At 67.2% G+C, this 15918-nt stretch carries 19 protein-coding genes; 7 read left to right on the top strand and 12 right to left on the bottom strand.

Annotation, left to right across the window (positions count from 1 at the left end; all coding sequences use genetic code 11):
* Positions 1-18: 18 nt before the first annotated feature.
* Positions 19-1044 carry a tRNA (adenosine(37)-N6)-threonylcarbamoyltransferase complex transferase subunit TsaD gene (gene tsaD, locus VG556_RS21345; RefSeq protein ID WP_069118089.1) on the bottom strand — a complete coding sequence of 342 codons (1026 nt, stop codon included), beginning with the start codon at positions 1042-1044 and terminating at the stop codon, positions 19-21.
* Positions 1045-1210: 166 nt separating this feature from the next.
* On the opposite strand from tsaD, the gene rpsU reads away from it, so the two are divergent.
* The 6 genes from rpsU (at position 1211) to VG556_RS21315 (ending at position 6357) form a co-directional block, all read left to right on the top strand.
* Positions 1211-1426, top strand: coding sequence for a 30S ribosomal protein S21 (gene rpsU / locus VG556_RS21340; protein WP_002808376.1), 216 nt, complete (start codon positions 1211-1213; stop codon positions 1424-1426).
* Between the two features lie 133 nt (positions 1427-1559).
* Positions 1560-2003, top strand: a complete 444-nt coding sequence (locus tag VG556_RS21335; RefSeq protein ID WP_100449261.1) for a GatB/YqeY domain-containing protein — start codon at positions 1560-1562, stop codon at positions 2001-2003.
* Positions 2004-2107: 104 nt separating this feature from the next.
* Positions 2108-3028, top strand: coding sequence for a YihY/virulence factor BrkB family protein (locus VG556_RS21330; RefSeq protein WP_100449260.1), 921 nt, complete (start codon positions 2108-2110; stop codon positions 3026-3028).
* 61 nt (positions 3029-3089) lie between these two features.
* Entirely contained in the window at positions 3090-4829 is a 1740-nt protein-coding gene (gene dnaG, locus VG556_RS21325) for a DNA primase (protein WP_032957772.1), read from the top strand.
* 27 nt (positions 4830-4856) lie between these two features.
* Positions 4857-5357: a fused DSP-PTPase phosphatase/NAD kinase-like protein gene (locus VG556_RS21320; RefSeq protein WP_049448265.1), complete on the top strand. Its 501-nt coding sequence runs from the start codon at positions 4857-4859 to the stop codon at positions 5355-5357.
* 28 nt (positions 5358-5385) lie between these two features.
* Positions 5386-6357, top strand: coding sequence for a bile acid:sodium symporter family protein (locus tag VG556_RS21315; RefSeq protein ID WP_100449259.1), 972 nt, complete (start codon positions 5386-5388; stop codon positions 6355-6357).
* A 58-nt stretch (positions 6358-6415) separates the two neighbouring features.
* Here VG556_RS21315 and VG556_RS21310 read toward each other — a convergent pair whose 3' ends face one another.
* The 5 genes from VG556_RS21310 to VG556_RS21290 form a co-directional block, all read right to left on the bottom strand.
* Positions 6416-7225 (bottom strand): calcium-binding protein, encoded by an 810-nt coding sequence (locus VG556_RS21310; protein WP_100449258.1) that lies wholly within the window; start codon positions 7223-7225, stop codon positions 6416-6418.
* A 136-nt stretch (positions 7226-7361) separates the two neighbouring features.
* Positions 7362-8255 carry a heme o synthase gene (gene cyoE, locus VG556_RS21305; protein ID WP_046428214.1) on the bottom strand — a complete coding sequence of 298 codons (894 nt, stop codon included), beginning with the start codon at positions 8253-8255 and terminating at the stop codon, positions 7362-7364.
* Between the two features lie 4 nt (positions 8256-8259).
* Positions 8260-9423: a COX15/CtaA family protein gene (locus VG556_RS21300; RefSeq protein ID WP_041863006.1), complete on the bottom strand. Its 1164-nt coding sequence runs from the start codon at positions 9421-9423 to the stop codon at positions 8260-8262.
* Positions 9424-9433: 10 nt separating this feature from the next.
* On the bottom strand, positions 9434-10003 hold the full coding sequence (locus tag VG556_RS21295; protein WP_046428212.1) for a hypothetical protein: 570 nt from the start codon (positions 10001-10003) through the stop codon (positions 9434-9436).
* 95 nt (positions 10004-10098) lie between these two features.
* Positions 10099-10815 (bottom strand): SURF1 family protein, encoded by a 717-nt coding sequence (locus tag VG556_RS21290; protein ID WP_069118093.1) that lies wholly within the window; start codon positions 10813-10815, stop codon positions 10099-10101.
* A 57-nt stretch (positions 10816-10872) separates the two neighbouring features.
* Between VG556_RS21290 and VG556_RS21285 the strand changes: the two genes are divergently transcribed.
* Positions 10873-11091, top strand: coding sequence for a twin transmembrane helix small protein (locus VG556_RS21285; protein WP_005412025.1), 219 nt, complete (start codon positions 10873-10875; stop codon positions 11089-11091).
* Between the two features lie 20 nt (positions 11092-11111).
* On the opposite strand, the gene VG556_RS21280 is transcribed toward VG556_RS21285, so the two are convergent.
* The 6 genes from VG556_RS21280 to VG556_RS21255 are packed head-to-tail and all read right to left on the bottom strand — an operon-like array spanning position 11112 to position 15905.
* A complete protein-coding gene (locus tag VG556_RS21280) occupies positions 11112-11987 on the bottom strand; it encodes a cytochrome c oxidase subunit 3 (RefSeq protein WP_005407793.1) in 876 nt (291 codons plus the stop codon).
* 13 nt (positions 11988-12000) lie between these two features.
* A complete protein-coding gene (locus tag VG556_RS21275) occupies positions 12001-12591 on the bottom strand; it encodes a cytochrome c oxidase assembly protein (RefSeq protein ID WP_100449257.1) in 591 nt (196 codons plus the stop codon).
* Positions 12588-12788 (bottom strand): hypothetical protein, encoded by a 201-nt coding sequence (locus VG556_RS21270; protein WP_049408388.1) that lies wholly within the window; start codon positions 12786-12788, stop codon positions 12588-12590. The genes VG556_RS21275 and VG556_RS21270 overlap by 4 nt, the downstream gene beginning before the upstream one ends.
* Positions 12789-12796: 8 nt before the next feature.
* Positions 12797-14404 (bottom strand): cytochrome c oxidase subunit I, encoded by a 1608-nt coding sequence (gene ctaD / locus VG556_RS21265; protein WP_004153896.1) that lies wholly within the window; start codon positions 14402-14404, stop codon positions 12797-12799.
* Positions 14405-14463: 59 nt separating this feature from the next.
* The gene (gene coxB / locus VG556_RS21260; RefSeq protein ID WP_046428202.1) at positions 14464-15417 is read right to left on the bottom strand and encodes a cytochrome c oxidase subunit II; all 954 of its coding nucleotides are present in this window, start codon (positions 15415-15417) and stop codon (positions 14464-14466) included.
* Between the two features lie 11 nt (positions 15418-15428).
* Positions 15429-15905 carry a DUF2244 domain-containing protein gene (locus VG556_RS21255; RefSeq protein WP_004153894.1) on the bottom strand — a complete coding sequence of 159 codons (477 nt, stop codon included), beginning with the start codon at positions 15903-15905 and terminating at the stop codon, positions 15429-15431.
* Positions 15906-15918 lie beyond the last annotated feature (13 nt).

Here is a 15918-nt window from a genome sequence, read left to right as displayed (position 1 = left end):
TGGCCCGGCGCCACCGGCTCAGACCGCCGGCAGGGTCGCCATGTCCCAGCGCGGGGTCACATCCACCTTCGGCGGGCTGTGCTGGCCGGCCCGCAGGCGCAGCGCGCCGGCGAAGGCGATCATCGCCCCGTTGTCGGTGCACAGTGCCGGCCGCGGGAAGCAGGCACGGCCGCCGAGGCGCTCGGCCATCTGCTGCAGGCGGGCGCGCAGGCGCGTGTTGGCGCCGACGCCGCCGGCCACCACGATCACGTTGGTGCCGGCCGCTTCCAGTGCGCGCTCGCACTTGATCGACAGGGTCTCGACCACCGCGTCCTCAAAGCCCCGGGCGATATCGGCGCGGGTCTGCTCGCTCTGGTCACTGTCGCGCCAGGCCATCAGGACCTGGGTCTTCAGGCCGGAGAAGCTGAAATCCAGCCCCGGGCGGTCGGTCATCGGCCGCGCGAAGCGGTACGCGCCCGGCGTGCCCTGCTCGGCCAGCCTGGCCAGCTGCGGGCCGCCCGGGTACGGCAGGCCCATCAGCTTGGCGGTCTTGTCGAAGGCCTCGCCGGCCGCGTCGTCCAGGGTCTCGCCCAGCAGGCGGTACTGGCCGATGGCGTCCACCGCCACCAGCTGGGTGTGGCCACCGGACACCAGCAGCGCCACGAACGGCGCTTCCGGCGGGTCGTCTTCCATCAGCGGGGCCAGCAGGTGGCCTTCCATATGGTGTACGCCCACGGCCGGCACCTCCAGCGCCCAGGCCAGCGAACGCGCCACGCCAGCGCCCACCAGCAGCGCGCCGACCAGGCCGGGACCGGCGGTGTAGGCCACGCCATCGATATCGCCCACGCCCAGGCCGGCGTCGGCCAGGGTCTGGCGTACCAGTGGCAGCAGCTTGCGGACATGGTCGCGGCTGGCCAGCTCGGGCACCACACCACCGTATTCGGCGTGCAGGGCGATCTGGCTGTAGACCGCATGGGCGCGCAGGGCCGCGCTGCCGGCCAGGTCGGTGTCATACACCGCCACGCCGGTCTCATCACAGGAAGATTCGATGCCAAGGACTCGCATGCCTGCTATTATGACGCCCCTGCCGCCCCCTCGGGGGACGTGCAGATCTCACTGCTTTCGAACCCCCGGCCCGTATTCAGGGTTGGCCGCTTGCAGTTTGTCGTTTCGCCGCTATAATGTGCGGCTCGCCGGGCGTGACCCGGTTCTACTGTGTCCCGGAGATTCCATGCCCAGCGTCAAAGTCCGCGAGAACGAGCCCTTCGAGTTTGCTCTTCGCCGCTTCAAGCGCACTTGCGAAAAGGCCGGTGTGCTGGCCGAAACCCGCAAGCGCGAGTTCTACGAAAAGCCGACCCAGGAGCGCAAGCGCAAGGCCGCCGCTGCTGTGAAGCGTCAGCTGCGCCGCTCGTCGCGCGACGTCACCAAGCGTCAGCGCCTGTACTGATCGGACGCATCTTCATTGCGGCGGGCCTGCCTGTCGCGATGGAGCCGAAGCCGGCACGCGCGAGCGTCGCCGGCTTTTTGCGTTTCCGGGTTCGGGCAGCCGCCCCGCCCCACCTACCACCACGAGGTTCCTCATGAGCATGAAGCAGCAGCTCACCGAAGACATGAAGGCCGCCATGAAGGCGGGCGAGAAGCACAAGCTGGGCGTGATCCGCCTGATCAACGCTGCCATCAAGCAGCGCGAAGTGGACGAGCGCATCGAGCTGGACGACACCGCCGTGATCGCCGTGCTCGACAAGATGGTCAAGCAGCGCAAGGACTCGGTCAGCCAGTACGAAGCCGCCGACCGCGAAGACCTGGCCGAGATCGAGCGCGCCGAGATCGTGGTCATCGAAGCCTACCTGCCGGCCAAGATGGGCGAGGCCGAGATCGTGGCCGCCATCCAGGCCGCCATCGCCGAGACCGGTGCCGCCGGCCCGGCCGACATGGGCAAGCTGATGGGCGCGCTGAAGCCCAAGCTCGCCGGCCAGGCCGACATGGGCCTGGTCTCCAAGCTGGTCAAGCAGCTGCTGGCGTAATCCAGCACCTGGGGTCGGATCCCTTCCGCAGCGCGGAAGGGCTCTGACCCATTGATGCACCCGCTTCACCGCACCTTCGTCGGTCGCCTGCTACAACCGCACACATGGTTGAATCCGAGCCCAACGTTCCCGTGTCCCTGCACAAGTACCTCAAGCGCCTGCAGGACAGCTTTCCGATGGCGGTGGCCAAGCGCTTCATCGACGTCGACGTGCTGACCCAGGCAGCTTCCGTCTCCTTCTACGCCCTGCTGTCGATGGCACCGTTGCTCGTGCTGCTGCTGTGGCTGACCGCCTCGCTGTACCCACCGGCCCAGCAGGCGCTGATCGACCAGATCAGCTCGGTGGCCGGCAGCAGCGCGGCTACCGTGGCCGAAACCGTTCTGAAGAACGCCGACAACCAGCCGGATGTCGGCTCGCTGGCGGGTGTATGGAGCACGCTGCTGCTGTTCGTCGGCGCCACCGCCGTGTTCGCCCAGCTGCAGAACGCACTGAACCTGATCTTCCGCACCAGCGGCGAGCGCCTGGAAGGCCTCAAGGCCTGGCTGCGCAAGCGCGTGTTCTCGTTCGGCGTGGTGCTGGCCCTGGGCTTCCTGCTGATCCTGTCGATGACGGCCACCACGGTGCTGCAGGTGGCCTTCGCCCAGCTGCCCTCGATCCTGCCCGCGCTGGGGTACGTCACGAGCCTGCTGCTTTACGCAGTCGGCTTCGCCTTCATGTACCACTACCTGCCCGACCGCCGCGTGGCCTGGCGCCAGGCCTTCATCGGCGGCGTCATCACCTCGGCACTGTTCGCACTCGGCCGCTACGGCATCGGCGTCTACATCGCCACCGTGGCCCCCGGCAGTGCCTACGGCTCGATGGGCGCGCTGGTGATCTCGCTGGTCTGGATCTACTACGCCACCGTCGTGTTCTTCGTTGGCGCCCTGATGACGGCGGTGATCGATGAGCGCCTGCGCGCGCGTCATCACCTGGCCGCAGCCGGCATTGATCCGGCAACCGCCAGCCAGGTGCCCGACAGGGGGTAAACTAGGCCGACCGCCCCCGGTTCCGTCGCGTGGTCCTGCACCGCGCCCTGCCCTGTTGCCCATGGCCCGTATCCCCGACGCTTTCATCGACGACCTGCTCGCCCGCACCGATATCGTCGAGGTGGTGGGCAGCCGCGTGCCGTTGAAGCGCCAGGGCAAGGAGTACGCCGCGCGCTGCCCGTTCCATGACGAGCGATCGGCGTCGTTCACGGTCTCGCCCACCAAGCAGTTCTATCACTGCTTCGGCTGTGGCGCGCACGGCACCGCGATCAGCTTCCTGATGAACTACGACCGCCTCGAGTTCCTCGACGCGGTGGATGAACTGGCCAAGCGCGCCGGCATGGAAGTGCCGCGCAACGAGAATCCGCGCAGCCCGCAGCAGCAGGACGACAGCCGCGAGCTGTACTCGGCGCTGGACGCGGCGACCAAGTTCTTCCAGAAGAACCTGGAGGGCAGCGAGAAGGCCCGCAGCTACCTGGATGGCCGTGGCGTGGACGAAGAGAACCGCGCGCGCTTCCAGATCGGCTACGCGCCGGATGGCTACAGCGGCCTGCGCGACGCGCTGGGCAAGGACGAGCGGCGCATGAAGCTGCTCGACCGCGCCGGCCTGTTCTCCAAGAACGACCGCGGCCACGTCTACGACAAGTTCCGCGACCGGGTGATGTTCCCGATCTTCGACCGCCGTGGCCGGGTGATCGCCTTCGGCGGCCGCGTGTTCGAGAAGGACGACGGCCCCAAGTACCTCAACTCGCCCGAGACCGCGCTGTTCCACAAGGGCCGCGAACTGTACGGCCTGTGGCAGGTGCGCCAGGCCAACCAGAAGATCGAGCGGCTGATCGTGGTCGAGGGCTACATGGACGTGGTCTCGCTGTTCCAGTTCGGCGTCACCCAGGCGGTGGCAACGCTGGGTACCGCGACCACGCCGGACCATGCCGAGCTGCTGTTCCGCAACGCACCGGACGTGTTCTTCTGCTTCGACGGCGACGCCGCCGGCCGCCGCGCCGGCTGGAAGGCGCTGGAGTCGGTGCTGCCGCGCATGAAGGATGGCCGCCAGGCCTTCTTCCTGTTCCTGCCCGATGGCGAAGACCCGGACACCATCGTGCGCAAGGAAGGCGCCGAAGCGTTCAACGAGCGCCTGAAGCAGGCTACGCCGCTGTCGCAGTTCTTCTTCGACGAACTGACCCGCGAGATCAACCTGGGCACGCTCGATGGCAAGGCACGCCTGGCCGAACGCGCCAAGCCGATGCTGGCGCAGATTCCCGACGGCGCCTTTGGCGACCTGATGAAGCAGCAGCTGGCGCAGCTGACCGGCCTGGGCGGTACTGCCCAGGCCACGCGCGCGCCGATGCCGCAACGCCAGCCGCAGCGGACGATCCAGCCCGTGGCCAAGCGCAGCCTGGTGCGCGGCGCGATCGCCGTGCTGCTGCAGCAGCCGTCGCTGGCGCTGACGCTGGGCGGCAAGCACCACTTCCAGGGCCTGCGCCTGCCCGGCGTGGAACTGCTGCTGGAGCTGCTGGGGCTGGTCGAACAGCGCCCGGACATCAGTACCGGCGCCCTGCTGGAACACTTCGACGGGCGCGAGGAACAGGCCTCGCTGCATACCCTGGCCGCACAGACGCTGCCCGGCACCGAGGCCAGCTGGACCCAGGAACTGCACGACGCAGTGGCACAGCTGGAGAAACAGCTGCTGGTGCAACGTCTGGAGGAGTTGTTGGCAAAGCAGCGCCAGCAGGGCCTGGACGATACTGACAAGTACGAACTGCGCGAGCTGCTGAAGGCGCGCGCCGGACTGCGCCTGTAGCGGCAGAACGTTTTCACGGAGAAGACCATGCTGCTGCGCCTGACCTGCCTGCTGTTGTTGTCGCTCTGCCTGCCACTGACGGCCCTGGCCGAAGACGCGCCCCTCAACGAAGTCCGCCCCGGCCTGTATGCCGGCGGCCAGCCCAGCGCCGCACAGCTGCAGGCCTTGGCCGCACAGGGCGTGCGCACCGTGATCGACCTGCGCCAGCCCGGCGAGGACCGGGGCTTCGATGAAACCCGCGTCGCCGAATCATTGGGCCTGCGCTACGTGCGCATTCCGGTGGCCGGCGCCGATGGCCTGGATACGGCCAACGTGCGCGCCGTGCACCTGGCCCTGCAGCAGAGCCAGGGGCCGGTGCTGCTGCACTGTGCGTCCGGCAACCGCGCCGGCGCCGTGCTCGGCCTGGTCAATGCACGGTACGAACATGCCAGCCCCGAACAGGCCCTTCAGCTGGGCCAGCGTGCTGGCCTGAAGTCGCTGGAAGCCGCCACCCGCCAACGCCTGGCCACGCCGGTCACCTCGCCCTGAACCCTCCGCACCAAGGACTCTGCCCACCATGACCCGCTGGTGGTCGCGCCTGCGACCGGACAACTTCACCCTCGCCCTGCTGTGCACCGTCGGCCTGGCCTCGCTGCTGCCGATGAAGGCCGCCGCCGCCATCGTCCTCGACGATGTCACCACCGTCGCCATCGCTGCACTGTTCTTCCTGCATGGCGCGCGCCTGCCACGTGAGTCGATCATCGGCGGCATGCTGCACTGGCGGCTGCACCTGACCATCCTGGCCTGCACCTTCATCCTGTTCCCGCTGCTGGGGCTGATGTTCAGGCCGCTGTCGGGCTGGCTGCTGACCCCGGAGCTGTACCTGGGCGTGCTGTTCCTGTGCACCCTGCCCTCCACCGTGCAGTCGTCCATCGCGTTCACTTCGATGGCGCATGGCAACGTGCCCGCAGCGGTGTGCAGCGCCTCGCTGTCGAGCATCCTCGGCGTGTTCCTGACCCCGCTGCTGCTGACCGCGCTGGCCGGCACCTCGGGCGGCATCCATGATCCGCTGCATGCGATCGGCGGCATCATGCTGCAGCTGCTGGTGCCGTTCGTGGCCGGCCACCTGCTGCGGCCGTGGATTGCCGGCTGGGTGGAACGCCAGCGCGCGCTGCTGCGCTACACCGACCAGGCCACCATCCTGCTGGTGGTGTACTCGGCGTTCGGCGAAGCCGTCACCGAAGGCCTGTGGAGCAAGACCCCGCTGCTGTCGCTGCTGGCTGTGGCGGTGGTGGCCGCCGTGCTGCTGGGCATCGCCATGCCGCTGATCACCTTCATCGCCCGTCGCCTGCGCTTCAACCGCGAGGACGAGATCGCCATCGTGTTCTGCGGCTCGAAGAAGAGCCTGGCCACCGGCGTGCCGATCGCCAAGGTGCTGTTCGCCGGCGGCAGCCTGGGCGCCATCGTGCTGCCGGTGATGATCTACCACCAGATCCAGCTGATCGTCTGCGGTGTGATCGCGCAGCGGTATGCGCGGCGCAAGCCCTGACCCGGAAATCCATCCACGCGTGGCGTGGATCTACAGCAGATCCACGCCATGCGTGGATTCACGGCTCCACCAGCGTGCCCACGCTCAGCTGCGGCATCCACACCCACAGGTCGTACTCGCGGCCGGCGTGGGTGTTGACCTCCGGCGCACGCGCGGGCCGTTCGAGCAGCGCCAGCGCCTTGCAGCGGTCCATGCATCCCCAGAAGTGGCCGTGCAACGCTTCCAGCCGCACGCTGTAGATATCCAGGTCGCGCAGTACCGATGCCATCGGCTGGGTCTGCATTTCCGGCGGAGCATCGGCGGGGCGCTGCAGCATGGCGTGGACATTGCCGGTCAGCACAACCATCCGTGCGCCATCGGGCAGGCGCTGGTACAGGCGCCGTAGTTCGGCGGCCATGCGGTCATCGCGGGCCTGGCTGCCGCCGTTACTGTGATTGACGTCGTAGCCAATCACCTCGATCGCGCGGCCCTGCGCCTTCAGCGCGCGCAGGCCTTCGATCATCGCCAGCATGTCGCGGCTGCGGCGACCATCGTGCTGGTCGTCGCGTACGGTCCAGAACGCGCGGCCGTGCAGGTGCTGGCGCGCCGCGGCCCCGCCATCGGATTCCAGATAGTCGCGCAGCACAGGATTCTCGGCACGTGGCAGTTCCAGCGCCAGCAGGACCGGCGCGCCATTGCGGCTGTAGTCGTCCACCAGCTGCCGCACCAGCAGTGGCGTCTCGCGTGTGCCGTGGAATTCGCCCAGCACCAGCATGCGATGGCCAGCGGCGTATTGGCGGATCTGCGCGGTAGTGTCGTCGGCATGCGCGGTCACGGCCATGCCCAGCGCCAGCATCAGCGCGGTGGTCCAACGGAAGAACGAATGCATCCCTGCTGCTTCCTTTCCCTGGGGTCAGGAACAGCAATGGCGACGCCGAGACGGCGGTTCAAGGTGATCCACGTCATGCGAGGATGTCCGCGCGATCAGGTGGGGTCAGAGCCCCTTCGGGGATCCGACCCCGAGGTCACAACCAGGGCAGGATCCAGTGGTCCACCAGCAGGAAGGCAAACAGCGCCATCAGGTAGACGATGGAGTAATAGAACATCTTCATCGAGAACAGCTCATCCGGCGGGTCGAGCATGCGCCAGGCGTACCAGAGGAACACGGCGTTGAGCACGATCGCGCCGCCCAGGTAGAACGCACCACTCATGCCCACCAGGTATGGCAACAGGCAGACCAGCGCCAGCACCACCGAATACACCATGATCTGCTTGCGGGTGTGCGCCACGCCGTGGGTCACCGGCAGCATCGGGATCTCCGCCTTGGCGTAATCCTCGCGGCGGAAGATCGCCAGCGCCCAGAAGTGCGGCGGGGTCCAGATGAAGATGATCAGCACCAGCAGCGACGAGTACGCCCAGTCCGACGAACCCTGCATGCCGGTCACTGCGGCCCAGCCCAGCATCGGCGGCATCGCGCCGGCCAGGCCACCGATGACGATGTTCTGCGAGGTCGCACGCTTGAGGTACACGGTGTAGATCACCGCGTAGCCGATCAGCGAGGCGAAGGTCAGCACCGCGGTGATCAGGTTCACCCACAGCACCAGGAGGGTCATCGACAGCACGATCAGCACGCCGGCGAACACCAGCACCTGCCACGGCTTGACCTTGCCCACCACCAGCGGGCGCCACGAGGTGCGCGCCATCTGCGCATCGATGTGCGCGTCCAGCAGCTGGTTGATGGCGGCCGCGGCCGAGGCCGCCAGCCAGATGCCGAGGAAGCCGAGCAGGCCGGCGCGCACCTGCTCCCAGCTCGGCACGCCGGGGATGGCAAGGACCATGCCGACCAGGGCGGTGAAGACGATCAGGGCGACGACCTTGGGCTTGGTCAGGTCCCAGTACTGGCGGTAATTGGAAAACATGGAATCAGTCCGGGGCACGCAGGCGGGCCAGCAGGCTGACCAGTACGAACAACAGGGCAACGGCCACGCCGTTGTGGGCCACGGCCACTTCCAGCGGCAGCGCCAGCTTCACGTTGAGGATGCCGAGGGTGACCTGCAGCACCAGCAGCGCGATCAGCGCGCTGGCCCAGCCACGCATGCTCGGCAACCGGAACAGGCGCACGCCCAGCCACAGCAGGTAGACGGCCACCACCACCGCGAACAGGCGGTGCGCCATCTGGATGGCGATGCGCGAAGCGCCATCCAGCACGCCGCCTTCGTAATCCACGCCGATGCCGCGCCACAGGGTGAAGCCTTCGACGAAGTTGTGCTGCGGCCACCACTGGTTGGCGCAGCGCGGGAAGTTGTCCAGCGAGGCGCTGCCACCGCCGCAGGCGAGTGCGGCGTAGTTGGCGCTGACCCAACCACCCAGCGCGATCTGGGTAACCAGCACTGCCACGCCGATGCGCATCAGCCACTTCAGCTTCGGCGCTTCGGCCAGGGTGATCGGCATGTGCGTCGCGCGCCAGGCCATCCACACCAGCAGGCCGAACATCAGCATGCCACCCAGCAGATGGCCCATCACCACGATGGGTTTGAGCAGCAGGGTCACCGTCCACATGCCCAGCAGGGCCTGGAAGATCACCACCGCCAAGGTCAGCAGCGCCGCACGTGCGAGATCGATGTTGCTCCAGCGCAGCGCGGCGATCAGCAGGATCGCCTCGCCGGTCAGAGCCAGGGCACTGGCGGTGCCGTGCCAGCCCATCATGTACAGCGGTATGCCGGCGGCCACCAGCACGCAGGCGGTCACCACCGCCGTGCTTCCGAATCGCCGCTTGCGCGTTGCCAGCAGCGCCAGGGTCAGGATCTCGATGCCCAGCGCGCCGGCCAGGAAGCGATGCACCTGTTCTCGCCAGGCCTTGTGGGTCTCCAGCGGGCGGATCTCCGCCGCCGGGTGGCCGATGGTCTCTTCCACGTGCTGCGGCCAGGTGGCCTGGCCATAGCAGGTCGGCCAGTCCGGGCAGCTCAGGCCGGCATCGGACAGGCGCACGAAGGCGCCGAACATGATCGTGCTCGCGGTCATGATCATGGCGAACCACGCCAGGCGGTGGAAATTGCGGTGCAGCGCCGGACGCGCGGAAAGGCTCATCAAACGGGACTCACTTCAGTTTCAGCAACGTGGCCATGTCCTTGCGCAGGCCACCGAGGTCGGAACCCGGGGCATGGCGCATGATCACGAAGCCGTTCGGATCGATCACGTAGACCGGCAGTCCCGCCGGATCATCGACGCCCGGCAACGCCGCGCGCAGGGCTGGCGACGGAGCCAGCGGCCGCAGCGCGGGCAGCGAGGCGATCGACGCCGGTGGCGTACCCAGCCACAGGATCTCGACATTATCGGCGTTATGGCCGAACAGCTGCCACACCTTGCCCAGTCCCTGCGACAAAGTGACGCACTGCGCGTCGCAGGCACCGGCCGGGGCCACCAGCAGGCGCCAGGTACGGGCCTCGGGGTTCCAGGGGTAGGACTGGCCGCTGGCCAGGGTCGGCGCCTGCTGGCGCAGGTCCACCGGCGGCTTCAGCAGCTGGCCGGCATTGCGGTGCCCGGTCGGCTGCCAGCCGGAGAAGCGCAGCACGGCGGCCAGTGCCATCGCCCCGAAGAACACGGCAAACAGCAGCACCAGGGTCCGGCGGCCGGAACCGCGCGCCTGCGGGGACGTAGCAGTGTTCATGCGGGGCATTTTCTCATGGTTGGGTAGGGGATGCCGGTAGTGCCGGCCGCTGGCCGGCATCCAGGATTGCGGGGGTTGCCGGCCAACGGCCGCCACTACCGGGTAATCACGCGCCTCCGCCGCCGCTCCAGCACCACGGCCACCACCAGCACGGTCAGGGCCAGCCCGAACCACTGCACGGCGTAGCCCAGGTGGCGCTGAGGCGGCAGCGTGTTCGGCAGCAGGTCCAGATCGCGCTCGTCGCCAAAGGGCAGCGCCGGGTCCAGCCTCAGCACGCGGTCGGGTAGCGCCTGCAGCCCCAGCGCGCGCGCCAGCCCGTCGTCCGGCAACCGGCTGGCCAGCCAGCGCCCGGCCTCACCGGTAGCAGAGAACGCCGGGCCCAGTAGCAGTCCCGCCGACGGTGGCGGCGCGAGCAGCCCACGCACGGCCACCGGCGAAGGCGGCGAAGGCACCTCCGGAAGCGTGCGATCCGGCGGCAGCGCACGCCAACCGAGGTCGACCAGCAGCACGCTGCCGTCGTCACTGCGGAAGGGGCGATAGATCTTCACGCCGGCGCGGCCATGCCGGATCTGGTTGTCCAGCAGTACCACGCCGGGCAGGAAGCGACCGTGGTCGGCCACGCCGTGCAACGCGCCGGGCGCCGCCAGGGCCTGCGACAGCGGCAACGCCTGTGCCACGGCTGGACCCTGTGCATCCAACATTGCCTGTTTGGCATGCATGCGCTGCAGCTGCCACAGCCCCAATGCGGTGAATCCGGCCATCGCCAGCACGGCCAGCAACCATCCGAACACGCGCGTGTGCTGGCGCATCATGACAAGTCCGCGCAAACGCGGTCAGATAGGCACATCCACCCTGCCCTCGAGCCGCGCATGAGTGATTCGCTGAAGACCCTGCTGGTAATCGCGTTTCTGATCGTCATCGTCTGGAATCTGGGCGCCGGCCTGTACTACCTGCTGGTCGACCGCGGGCAGACCAAGCGCACGGTCAATGCACTGACGCGCCGCATCGCGGTGTCGGTCGCGTTGATCCTGCTGGTGATCGTGAGCATCTACATGGGCTGGATCAAACCACACGGCATCGGCGGCTGAGACCACCGATGCGCGCCTGATCAAAGCACGTAGACGAACAGGAACAGCATCAGCCACACCACGTCAACGAAGTGCCAGTACCACGCGGCGGCTTCGAAACCGAAATGGTTGTCGCGGGTGAAGTGTCCCTTGGCCGAACGCAGCCACATCACGATCAGCATGATCGTGCCCAGCAGCACGTGCGCGCCGTGGAAGCCGGTCAACATGAAGAACGTCGACCCGTAGATGCCGGAGCCGAGCGTCAGGTTCAGTTCCTTGTAGGCATGGATGTACTCCTCTGCCTGCAGGGTCAGGAAGCCCAGGCCGAGCACCACGGTCAGGCCCAGCCAGATCAGCAGCTGGCGGCGGTTGCCGGCCTTCAGTGCGTGGTGGGCGATGGTCAGGGTCACGCCGGAGGTCAACAGGATCAGCGTATTGATCAGTGGCAGGCCCCAGGCCGGGATGGTCTGGAACGCGCCACCGATCGCCGCCGGGCCATTGGTCGGCCATCCGGCGGAATAGCCCTGCCAGAGCAGCTCGTTGGTCATGACCCCACGGCCTTCGCCACTGAGCCACGACAGGCCCAGGTTGCGGGTGTAGAACAGCGCGCCGAAGAACGCGCCGAAGAACATCACCTCGGAGAAGATGAACCAGATCATCCCCATCCGGAATGATCCGTCGACCTGGTGGTTGTAGTTGCCGGCCTGCGATTCGCGCACCACGTCGCTGAACCACCAGAACAGGGTCAGCACCAGCATCGCGATGCCGATGTAGAACGTCCAGCGTCCCCAGCTGGCATCGTTGAGCCAGCTGGCCACGCCCACCATGGTCACCATCATGGCGATGGAACCCACGAACGGCCATTTGCTCTGGGCCGGGACGAAGTACACGTTGGCGTCGGTCGGTGTCTGGGCCATGTCGGTATCCGGGTCAGGGTGCGGCGTGCGCGCCGTCCGAGGTGGCGGCCGGGGCCAGCCGATCGGACAGCGCGTCGTTGCGGTAGAAGGTGTAGGACAAGGTGATCGTCCTGATCTCCGGCGGCAGGTCCGGATCGACGATGAAGCGCACCGGCATGTCGCGCTTCTCGCCGGCCTGCAGCGTCTGCGCGGTGAAACAGAAGCACTCGGTCTTGCTGAAGAAGCCCGACGCACGCGCCGGTGCCACCGAAGGCACCGCGCTGCCGACCACGGCAGCTGCGCTGTCGTTGCGGGCGAAGTACAGCGCCTCGTTGAGCTCGCCGGGCACCACGTCCATGGTCAGCTGCTCAGGATGGAACGACCACGGCAGTCGCGAATTGACGCCGCCATCGAACTCCACCCGCACGGTGCGCTTGCCGGCCGCGGCACCTGCGCTGGCTTCGCCACCGGGACCGCGTTCCAGGCGCACGCCGAACACCTTCTCGCAGGCGATGCGGTACAGCGGCACCAGCGAGAACGTCAGCAGGAACACCGCCACCGCCACGCCGATCAGGCGCGGCAGCCCGGCACTGCGTGACGGTGTGCTGGCCAGTGCCTCGCTCATCGCCCGATCACCCCGCTGAGGATGAAGCCGACGTAGACCAGCACAGCGATGGCGCCGACCCACATCGCGGTGCGCTTCGCACGCTGGCGCTGCTGCTCGATGCTTCCGCCCTGGTAGAGCCGACCGCTGGTCGGCTGCTTCTCATCCGCCGAGCATGGCTCGGCTCTACAGGTCTGCAGCGGGCTCTCGTTATGCATGCCCCACCTCAATGCGTGATGTCGTCATGCGCCAGATCCCCCGGACGGATGGTCGGCGGGGTGGTGAAGGTGTGCGCCGGTGCCGGCGACGGCAGCGTCCATTCCAGGCCGCGTGCACCCTCCCAGGAACGCGCTTCGGCCTTCTCGCCGTTGCGCAGCGAGGACAGCAGGATCGCGGCCATCATGAACGGGGTGACGAACATGCCGAACGCACCGATCGAGCTGATCAGGTTCCAGTCGGCAAACGCCACGCTGTAATCGGGAATGCGGCGCGGCATGCCGGCCAGGCCGAGGAAGTGCTGCGGGAAGAACAGCAGGTTGACGAACACGATCGACCACCAGAAGTGCACCTTGGCCCACTTCTCGCTGTACATGCGCCCGGTCCACTTCGGCCACCAGTAGTACACCGCGGCGATCAGCGCGAACACCGCACCGGTCACCAGCACGTAGTGGAAGTGCGCGACCACGAAGTAGGTGTCGTGGTACTGGAAGTCGGCGGCCACGATGGCCAGCATCAGGCCGGAGAAGCCACCGATGGTGAACAGGATGACGAAGGCCACCGACCACAGCATCGGTGCCTCGAACGTCAGCGAGCCACGCCACATGGTGCTGACCCAGTTGAACACCTTCACGCCGGTCGGGATCGAGATCAGCATGGTGGCGAACATGAAATAGATCTCGCCGCCCAGCGGCATGCCCACGGTGAACATGTGGTGGGCCCAGACGATGAACGACAGGAACGCGATCGCCGCGGTGGCGTATACCATCGCCTGGTAGCCGAACAGCGGCTTGCGGCTGAAGGTCGGGATGATCTCGCTGACCACGCCGAAGGCGGGCAGGATCATGATGTAGACCTCGGGGTGCCCGAAGAACCAGAAGATGTGCTGGTACATCACCGGGTCACCGCCACCGGCGGCGTTGAAGAAGCTGGTGCCGAAGAACTTGTCGGTCAGCAGCATGGTCACCGCACCGGCCAGCACCGGCATCACCGCGATCAGCAGGAACGCGGTGATCAGCCAGGCCCAGCAGAAGATCGGCATTTTCAGCAGGTCGATGCCCGGCGCACGCATGTTCAGCACGGTGGCGATGATGTTGATCGCACCCATGATCGAACTGATGCCGGCCACGTGGATAGCGAACACGCTGAAGGCCACGTTGTAGCCGCCCTGCAGCGACAGCGGCGGATACAGCGTCCAGCCACCAGCCGGCGCACCACCGGGCAGGAACAGGGTCAGCAGCAGCAGGCTGAAGGCCACCGGCAGCAACCAGAACGACCAGTTGTTCATGCGCGGCAGCGCCATGTCCGGCGCGCCGATCTGCAGCGGGATCATCCAGTTGGCGAGGCCGACGAAGGCCGGCATCACGCCACCGAAGATCATCACCAGCGCATGCACGGTGGTCATCTGGTTGAAGAACTCGGGCTTGACGAACTGCAGGCCGGGCTGTGCCAGCTCGGCGCGGATCACCACGCTCATCGCCGCACCGATGATGAACATGATGAAGCTGAAACCCAGGTACAGCGTGCCGATGTCCTTGTGGTTGGTCGAGAAGAACCAACGCTCGAAGAAACTCTGCTGGTGATGGTGATCGTCGTGCCCAACTGCCGAGTGCGCCATTGCAAAACACCTCTCAGAATCGGTTGTCACCACGGCCGCGGGCGGCCGCGGGCTTTACATCACGCGCCGCTGGCTGCAGTGGCAGGTGCGCTGGCCGCTTCTGCAGCAGCAGGCGCAGCCGGCGCCTCGCCCGCCGGTGCAGCCGGTTCGGCAGGTGCCGCAGGCGTGGCCGGCGCGGCAGCCGGCGCCGGCTTGCGCTGCGCCAGCCACTGTTTGAATTCCTCCTTGGACACCGCCTCGACCACGATCGGCATGAAGCCGTGGTCCTTGCCGCACAGCTCGGCACACTGGCCGCGGTACACGCCAGGCTGCTCGATGCTGGTCCAGGCTTCGTTGATGAAGCCGGGAATGGCATCCTGCTTCCAGCCCAGCGCCGGCACCCACCAGGCGTGGATCACGTCGTCGGAGGTGATGACGAAGCGCACCTTGGTGTCGACCGGCAGCACCAGCCGGTTGTCGACATCCAGCAGGTAGTGCGGATGGCTTTCACGGGTCGGCACGATGCCACTTTGCCGCACGCGGTCGGACTCGCGGTCCAGGCGGCTGGTGAAGGTGACGTTCTCGCCGAGGTATTCGTACTTCCACATCCACTGGTAGCCGGTGACCTTGACCGTCATCTCGGCATCGCGGGTGTCGTACATCTTGATCAGGTTGGCCGTGGCCGGCCACGCCATCACGATCAGGATGATCACCGGGATCACCGTCCAGATGATCTCGGCCTTGGTGTTGTGGCTGAAGGTGGCGGCGACTGCCCCCTTGGATTTGCGGAACTTGAAGATGGCGTAGGCCATCGCGCCGAACACGATGACGCCGATCACCGTGCAGATGATCAACGAGAGATTGTTCGATTCCCAGGCCAGGCGCGAGGTCTGGGTCACCCCCTTGCCCATGTTCAGCTGCCACGGCTTGGGATCGGCCGCCTGGGCCCAGGCCAACGCCGGCATCAGTCCCCCGGCCACCATGGCGGTGACCACTGCAACGCACTTCGTGCCCCACCTGCTGCTTTGCTTCATTGCCTAGACCCTTAGCGTCGTCGGTTGCCGCCATCGCTGGCGGCGAGCAAGCTTTCAAGTGTCTCTGCGAGCGTCTGACGTTCGGCCGGCGCGAGGAAACTCCCCACCTCCACCTGCCGGCCGCTGGATGCCAGCCGGACCCTCTCATCGTCGGTGAGCAGGCGCACCCAGTGGGGGTGGGCCCGGAACACCGGCGATCCACCGGGTACGGGGATGACCTCCACGTACGCCGGCACCACCCGGATCTCCTCCTGCCGTTCACCGCTGCGCCACAAGGCACGCAGCGCCGCCGCCAGCACCAGGCTGTACAGCAGCGCGAACAGGGGGGCGAATGCATTGCCGGCCAACCACCCGAGGGCGGACACCAGCCACATCGCACCCGACAACACGGTGAACAACAGGACGAACTGCCGGGCATCGAGCGCCCGTGGGGGACGCAGCCGCAGCTGCGTACCTGACCCATCCGGAGCTGGAAGCACCTCGATCATGTCGCAACCGCGT

The sequence above is a fragment of the Stenotrophomonas sp. CASM106 genome, from assembly GCF_049384825.1.
GTDB classification, from domain to species: Bacteria; Pseudomonadota; Gammaproteobacteria; order Xanthomonadales; family Xanthomonadaceae; genus Stenotrophomonas; species Stenotrophomonas muris.
Note: the sequence above shows the minus strand (reverse complement) of the source record. Positions and strands in the feature narration are given on the sequence as shown.